This is a genomic window from Streptomyces sichuanensis (genome assembly GCF_020328095.1).
Classification (GTDB): domain Bacteria; phylum Actinomycetota; class Actinomycetes; order Streptomycetales; family Streptomycetaceae; genus Streptomyces; species Streptomyces cinnamoneus.
This window is the reverse complement of sequence record NZ_JAIXMK010000210.1, coordinates 1-6,625: the sequence shown is the minus strand read 5'-3', so window position 1 is coordinate 6,625 and position 6,625 is coordinate 1. Positions and strand designations below refer to the sequence as shown.

The 6,625-nt window shown below is 74.3% G+C and carries 10 protein-coding genes; 6 read left to right on the top strand and 4 right to left on the bottom strand.

Translation table 11 applies throughout. The annotated features are described in order from the left end of the window. The 4 genes from LE181_RS31130 to LE181_RS31115 all read right to left on the bottom strand — a co-directional run. Window positions 1-296: lycopene cyclase family protein (locus LE181_RS31130; protein ID WP_225664897.1), on the bottom strand; the 296-nt coding region annotated here is incomplete at its 3' end. Window positions 297-354: 58 nt separating this feature from the next. Next, entirely contained in the window at window positions 355-945 is a 591-nt protein-coding gene (locus LE181_RS31125) for a gluconate 2-dehydrogenase subunit 3 family protein (protein ID WP_225664896.1), read from the bottom strand. Between the two features lie 13 nt (window positions 946-958). After that, window positions 959-1,414 (bottom strand): hypothetical protein, encoded by a 456-nt coding sequence (locus LE181_RS31120; RefSeq protein ID WP_225664894.1) that lies wholly within the window; start codon window positions 1,412-1,414, stop codon window positions 959-961. Continuing rightward, a complete protein-coding gene (locus LE181_RS31115; protein ID WP_225664892.1) occupies window positions 1,411-3,228 on the bottom strand; it encodes a thiamine pyrophosphate-requiring protein in 1,818 nt (605 codons plus the stop codon). The genes LE181_RS31120 and LE181_RS31115 overlap by 4 nt, the downstream gene beginning before the upstream one ends. A gap of 228 nt (window positions 3,229-3,456) precedes the next feature. On the opposite strand from LE181_RS31115, the gene LE181_RS31110 reads away from it, so the two are divergent. The 6 genes from LE181_RS31110 to LE181_RS31085 all read left to right on the top strand — a co-directional run. Continuing rightward, window positions 3,457-3,633, top strand: a complete 177-nt coding sequence (locus LE181_RS31110) for a hypothetical protein (protein ID WP_225664891.1) — start codon at window positions 3,457-3,459, stop codon at window positions 3,631-3,633. Beyond that, entirely contained in the window at window positions 3,630-4,061 is a 432-nt protein-coding gene (locus LE181_RS31105; RefSeq protein ID WP_225664889.1) for an MrpF/PhaF family protein, read from the top strand. Before LE181_RS31110 ends, LE181_RS31105 begins: the two co-directional genes overlap by 4 nt. Then, on the top strand, window positions 4,054-4,314 hold the full coding sequence (locus LE181_RS31100; protein ID WP_225664888.1) for a DUF4040 domain-containing protein: 261 nt from the start codon (window positions 4,054-4,056) through the stop codon (window positions 4,312-4,314). Before LE181_RS31105 ends, LE181_RS31100 begins: the two co-directional genes overlap by 8 nt. After that, window positions 4,311-5,054, top strand: a complete 744-nt coding sequence (locus LE181_RS31095; protein WP_225664887.1) for an MnhB domain-containing protein — start codon at window positions 4,311-4,313, stop codon at window positions 5,052-5,054. Before LE181_RS31100 ends, LE181_RS31095 begins: the two co-directional genes overlap by 4 nt. Then, window positions 5,051-5,395: a sodium:proton antiporter gene (locus LE181_RS31090; protein ID WP_225664886.1), complete on the top strand. Its 345-nt coding sequence runs from the start codon at window positions 5,051-5,053 to the stop codon at window positions 5,393-5,395. Before LE181_RS31095 ends, LE181_RS31090 begins: the two co-directional genes overlap by 4 nt. A 6-nt stretch (window positions 5,396-5,401) precedes the next feature. After that, a partial coding sequence (locus tag LE181_RS31085) for a complex I subunit 5 family protein (protein ID WP_225664885.1) occupies window positions 5,402-6,625 on the top strand: 1,224 nt, incomplete at its 3' end.

Genomic DNA, 6,625 nt, shown 5'->3' with positions numbered 1-6,625 from the left:
CAGTACAGGTGGTGCGAACCCCATTCGTCGCTGACCCAGTCCTTCTCCGGGTCCCAGAACGGGCCCGCCTCCAGGCACACCACGCGCCAGCCGGCGTGCGCGAGCCGCTGGGCGAACGCGGCGCCGCCCGCGCCACAGCCCACCACCGCCATGTCCACCTCGTCGGCGTCGTCGAAGGACCGCATCCGCTCGCGCATCCGCGTCACGTGCGGCAGCCAGGCCGAGGCGTTGCGACGCCGCACGTCACCCTGCGGGCGGGCCGACTCCCGCACCGTCCGCCACCACGCACCGCTCACGACGGACCCCCGCACGTCGCGCCCGTGCCCGTGCCGGCGCCCGCGCCGCCGTTCGTGCTCACCGTGGGGCCTCCCACGTCTCGCGGCGCCCCCGGCCCAGCCGCACATAGCCGCGGGGGTAGGCGGGACCGCCGAAACCGATCTCGTCCCAGGCGGAGGGATGGGCGTAATACGCCTCGCAGGCGTAGCGCGTCCACAGCGACCAGACGTGGGCCGCGGGCATCCCGTACCAGTCGCGGCCGCCCAGCTGCAGCACGTGCCGCAGCAACCGGTCCCGGTCGCCGTGGCCGAGCTCGGCGAAGACCCGCCCGTCGTGCCGTACGCGCGCCTCCTCGTCCAGGGCGGCCAGCGAGCGCCGCCACGCCTCCGGGTCCTCGGGGACGTCCGCGTAGCGCCAGCCGTCCCCCTCACCCGTGGCCAGCCGGGCGTCGATGACCGACAGCACGGGCACCGGCGGGTCCTCGGCGGACCGTGCCAGGATCAGGTCGAGCAGCGCCTCGGCCGCCGCCTCCTCCGCAGGGGTGAAGAAGCGCAGCGACGGCTGCCGGCACGGGCCCAGCCGGGCCAGCACCACCCCGGCCGTCGCGGTGTCCCACGTCGGCGCCCGCCCCGCCGCCCCGGCGTCGTCGCCCAGTCGTGTGCCCGTCATCGCCCCGGCCGCCTCACCGCTCCCGCCGCAGCTCGCTGGCCAGCAGCCCCATGCCGCCCACCATGCTCATCAGCAGCGGTGCGAACAGGGGCGGGCCCAGCTCGACGTTGTAGCGGGCCATGCGCCAGCCACCGGGCTTCTGGGCGATGCCCCGCACGTGCAGATACGTGCCCTGCAGGCCGTTGGCGGCGATCGCCGCCGAGGCCAGCGGCAGCGCGGTGCGCGCGGCCCGCTCGTCGGCGAAACCGGCCACGCCGGCCGCCAGCCCCACCGGGCCCAGCAGCACCGGCCACCACATCACCCGGTTCCCGAACCCGGCCCGGTCGTGCTCCAGGAAGACCTCCGCGGCCGTCACCACCGAACCGGCGGCCATCAGCAGCGACAGCGACCGCTGCAACCGCCCGTGCCGCACGTCGTACCGCGCGCGCCGCAACCCGCCGCGCCGGCCGGGCCGGCGGCGCCGCGTCACCGCTCGTCCTCCTCCGCGGAGGAGGACTTCTTCCGGTGGGGCAGGAACTCCTGCATCTTCGCCTTGATGCCCTGCCGCAGCATGCCCTTGCGATCCGCGTCGCCCTTGAGGAGGGCCGCGGCCGTGGCCTCGATCTGGTCCCAGTCCGCGTGCGGCGGAATGGGCGGCACCGCCGGGTCGGTGACGAACTCCACCACGGCCGGGCGCTTCCCGGTGAGCGCCTCGCGCCAGGCGTCCTCGACCTCGTCCGGCTTCTCCACCCGGATCCCGGTCAGTCCCAGCATCCTGGCGAACTCCGCGTAGGAGACGTCGGGCAGCTCCTGCGAGGGCAGGAACTGCGGGGCGCCGCCCATGGCGCGCATCTCCCACGTCACCTGGTTCAGGTCACGGTTGTTCCACACACCGACCACCAGCCGCGAGTCCTCCCACTGGTGCCGGTACTTGGCGACCGTGATCAGCTCGGCCATGCCGTTCATCTGCATCGCCCCGTCCCCCACCAGCGCCACCACCGGCCGGTTGGGGTGCGCGAACTTCGCGCCGATCGCGTACGGCACGCCGCAGCCCATCGTCGCGAGCGTCCCCGACAGCGAGCCGCGCATGGTGCCGCGCATGCGGATGTGACGCGCGTACCAGTTGGCGACCGAGCCGGAGTCGGAGGTGAGGATCGCATCGTCCGGCAGCAGCGGCGACAGCGCCGCCGCCACGTGCTCGGGGTTCACCGGCTCGGCACTCACCGCGGCCCGCCGCCGCATCACCTCCTTCCAGCGCTCGACGTGCGCGATCACCTCGCTCTGCCAGCCCCGCTGCTCCTTGCGCTCCAGCAGGGGGATCAGCCGCAGCAGCGTGGCCCGCGCGTCGCCGATCAGGTTGACCTCGTACGGGTAGCGCAGCCCGGCCATGTGCGGATCGAGCTCGATCTGCACCGCCCGCGCCTTGCCGAACTCCGGGAGGAACTGCGAATAGGGGAAGTTCGAGCCGATCGTCAGCAGCGTGTCGCAGTCCCGCATCAGCTCGTACGACGGCCGGGTGCCCAGCAGCCCGATCGAACCGGTGACGTACGGCAGCTCGTCGCTGAGCACGTCCATCCCCAGCAGCGCCTTGGCCACGCCCGCGCCGAGGATCTCGGCGACCTGCTCGACCTCCATCCGGGCGCCGGCCGCGCCCTGCCCCGCGAGGATCGCCACCTTCTTGCCGGCGTTGAGAAGCTCCGCGGCGCGGGCGAGCGACTCGTCCGAGGGCACCGCCTGCCAGCCGCTGCGGTCCAGGCTGGACGGCACCATCTTGAACGCGTGGGTGGGCGGCGAGTAGTCCAGCTCCTGCACGTCGGCGTGGATGATGACGGCGGTCGGAGCGCGCCGCGCATAGGCGGTGCGGATGGCCCGGTCGAGCACGTTCGGCAGCTGCTCGGGCACCGTCACCGTCTCCACGAAGTCGGAGGCGACGTCCTTGAAGAGGGTGTGCAGGTCCACCTCCTGCTGGTACGAGCCACCCATGGCCGAGCGGGCCGTCTGCCCCACGATCGCCAGCACCGGCACGTGGTCGAGCTTGGCGTCGTAGAGCCCGTTGAGCAGGTGGATGGCGCCCGGCCCCGAGGTCGCGGCGCACACCCCCAGCCGCCCGCTGAACTTGGCGTACCCCACTGCCTCGAACGCCGCCATCTCCTCGTGCCGCGCCTGGACGAACTGCGGCTGGTTGTCGGCCCGGCCCCAGGCCGCCAGCAGCCCGTTGATGCCGTCGCCCGGATACCCGAAGACCCGCTCCACACCCCACTCCCGCAGCCGGGCCAGGACGTAGTCGGACACCTGCTCGCTCATGCGTTCCTCTCCACCTGTCGCTCCGTCTGGACCGTGCGCGTGCGGGGCGTGTGTGACGTCGGGACGGGTAACCCCCGGCCGTCCCGATGAAACCTCCCGGTTTGCCGCCGCACGGGGTGGCGTCCCGCCCCGCCCGGCGCCATGTCCGATACTCGGGGCATGGCGGACCGGACCCCCCGGACCCCACCCGGCGGGCGAGCACCCACGCGGTGCGGAGAGGGAGCGGCGGTGCGAGGCGGTGCGGCGGCCGCGGCGGCGGAGATCCTGCTCTGGTGGGCCGCGCTCACCGCCCTGTGGGCCGTGCTGATCAGCGCGCCCGACCCGCTGGACCTGGAGATCGGCGCGGCCGCCGCGCTCCTCGCGGCCTTCGCCGCCCGGGGCGCCCGCAGGGCGGCGACCCGGTGAACGGCTGGCTGGCCGCCGCCTGCGCGCTCGTCGTCGGCGGGCTCTGCCCCAGCCTGTGGGGCGCCGCCCGCGGCACCACCGGCCGGCGCGTCGTCGCCCAGAACATGGCCACCCTCCTGCTGTGCCTGGTCTTCCTCCTGCTCGCACAGGGCTACAGCCGCCCCTCCTACGTCGACCTCGCCCTGGTCGTCTCCGTCCTCGGGCCCGCCGGCACCCTCGTCTTCGCCCGTCTGCTCGCCGAGGAGATCGAAAAGCACCCGCCCGGCGCACGGCTGCTGACCCCCGCCGTGGCGATCGGCGCGCCCGCCACCGTCGTGCCCCTGTGCATCGCCACCGGCCCGGGCCGCGCCACGGCCAAGCTGCTCGTCATCGGCGCCCTGCTGGTGGCCGGCGGGCTCGTCACCACCCGGGCGCTGCGCCGTGCGTGACGCCCTCGACGACGCCCTCCTCGTCGCCGGCCTGCTCCTCGTCGCGGCCGCCGCCACCGCGGCCGCACTGTGCCGCGACCCGGCCCGCCAGGCCGTCCTGCTCTCCCTGCTCGGCCTCGGCCTCGCCCTGCTCTTCACCGTGCTGCAGGCACCCGACGTGGGCCTGTCCCAGCTCGCCGTCGGCTCGGCGGTGACCCCGCTGATGCTCCTGCTGACGGTGCGCAAGGTACGGCGCCGGAAGCGGCCCGAGTGAGGGGGCGGACACGGCTGTGGCCACTGGCCGCCGGGCTGGCGGCCACGGCCGCCCTGCTCGTCACCGCCTGCCTGCGGCTGCCGCACTTCGGCGGCGACCGGCACCCCTACGGCGACCGGGCCGTGCGCACAGCCCTCCTCCAGCGCACCGCCAACACCGTCTCCTCCGTCAACTTCGACCAGCGCGCCCTCGACACCCTCGGCGAGGAGAGCATCCTCTTCGCGGCCGTCCTCGGCACCGTCGTCCTCCTGCGGCAGACCCGCGGCGAACACCGCGTCGCCCCGCAACCCGCATCCGTGGCGCCCCCGCTGCGCCGCTACGGCACGCTCGTGCTGCCCGTCGCACTGCTCGTCGGCCTGTACGTGATCGCGCACGGCCAGCTCAGCCCGGGCGGCGGCTTCCAGGGCGGGGTCGTCGTCGCCACCGCCCTGCACCTGCTGTACATCGCCGTCGACTACCGGGCCCTGGAACGGATCCGGCCGGTCGGCCCGTACGAGCTGGCCGACGGCGTCGGCGAGGCGGCGTACGTGCTGCTCGGCGCGGCCGGGCTGCTGGCCGGCTCCGCCTACCTGGCCAACACGCTGTCGCACGGCACGTTCAACACGATGGCCTCCGGCGGCACCGTCCCGCTCCTCAACGCCGCCGTCGGCATGGAGGTCGCCTCCGGCGTCGTCGTCCTCCTGGCCCACTTCCTCGGCCAGGCGCTGGAGATCGTCGGCGACGAGGGGGAGCGGACGTGAGCGTCCTGCCCTACCTCGTCGCCGTATGGATCTTCCTGATCGGCGTGTACGGCATGGCCACCAGCCGCCACCTCGTGCACGCCGTCGGCTGTCTCGCCGTCACCCAGTCCTCCACGTACGTGCTGCTGCTGGCCGTCGGCTACCGCCGCGGCGGCACCGCGCCCGTCTTCTCCGACATCCCGGTCGGCACGCCCGTCGTCGACCCGGTCGTCCAGGCCCTGGCCCTCACCGACGTCGTGGTCGGCGCCACCGTGACCGCCCTCCTGCTCGCCCTGGTCGTCCAGACCGACAAGCGGCACGGGACCGTGGACCCGGACGAGCTGACCGAACTCAAGGGCTGAGCGGCGATGGAGCAGCTCCTCCCGCTGATCGTGACGGTGCCGCTGCTGGGCGCCGCACTGCTGGTCGGCGCAGGCCGCCGGATGCCGCGGCCGGTGGCGGAAGCGGTGGCCTGCGCCGCCGCGGGCACCTCCGCGGCCCTGGCCGTCGCCGCGCTCGCCCACGGGGGCAGCGAGGTCGTCTGGGTGGGCGGCTGGCGCCCGGAGGGCGGGCACAGCGTGGGCATCGTGCTCGTCGGCGACCGCGTCGGCACGGGACTCGCCGCGCTGACCTCGCTGCTGATCGTGGCCGTCCTCACCTACTCCCGCCGCTACTTCGAACAGCCCCCGCACGCCCATCCGGGGGCCTTCCCCGCCATGATCCTTCTGTTCCAGGCGGGCATGTGCGGCTTCGCGCTCACCGGCGACCTCTTCAACGCCTTCGTCTTCTTCGAGCTCATGGGCGTCATCGCCTACGCCCTGACCGGCTACCGCGTCGAGGAGGCGCGACCGGTGCAGGGGGCCCTCGCCTTCGGCTTCGTCAACTCCCTCGGCGGATACGCCTGCCTGACGGGCATCGCCCTGCTCTACGCGCGGACGGGCGAGCTGGGCATGGCGCAGACCGGCCGCGCACTGGACGCGGTGCCCGGCCCGGACGCCCTGGTCGTCGCCGCGTTCGTCCTGATCCTGACCGGACTACTGGTCAAGGCGGCCGCCGTGCCCTTCCACTTCTGGCTCGCCGACGCCCACGCGGTGGCCCCCACGCCCGTGTGCATGCTGCTCTCGGGCGTCATGGTGGAGATGGGCGTGTACGGCGTCGCGCGCGTCCACGCGACCGTCTTCGGCGGGCCCGGCGGCATCCCCGCGGACGACGCCCGCCGCGCGCTGCTGGTCCTCGGCGTGGCGACCGCGGCAACGGGCGCGGTGATGTGCTGGCAGCAGCGGCACGTGAAGCGGCTGCTGGCCTTCTCGACGGTCGCCCACACCGGGCTGTTCCTCACCGGCGTCGCCCTGCTGACACCGGAAGCGCTCGCGGGCACCTGCCTGTACGTCCTCGGGCACGCCGGCGCCAAGGCCGCGCTGTTCGCCTGCACCGGCATCCTGCTCGACCGGCACGGCAGCGTCGACGAGCACGAACTGCACGGCCGGGGGCGGGGCACGGCGGGCATCGGCCTGCTCTTCGCCCTGGGCGGCCTCGCGCTGGCCGGGCTCCCGCCCTTCGGCACGGGACTGGGCAAGGCCCTGGTGGAGGAG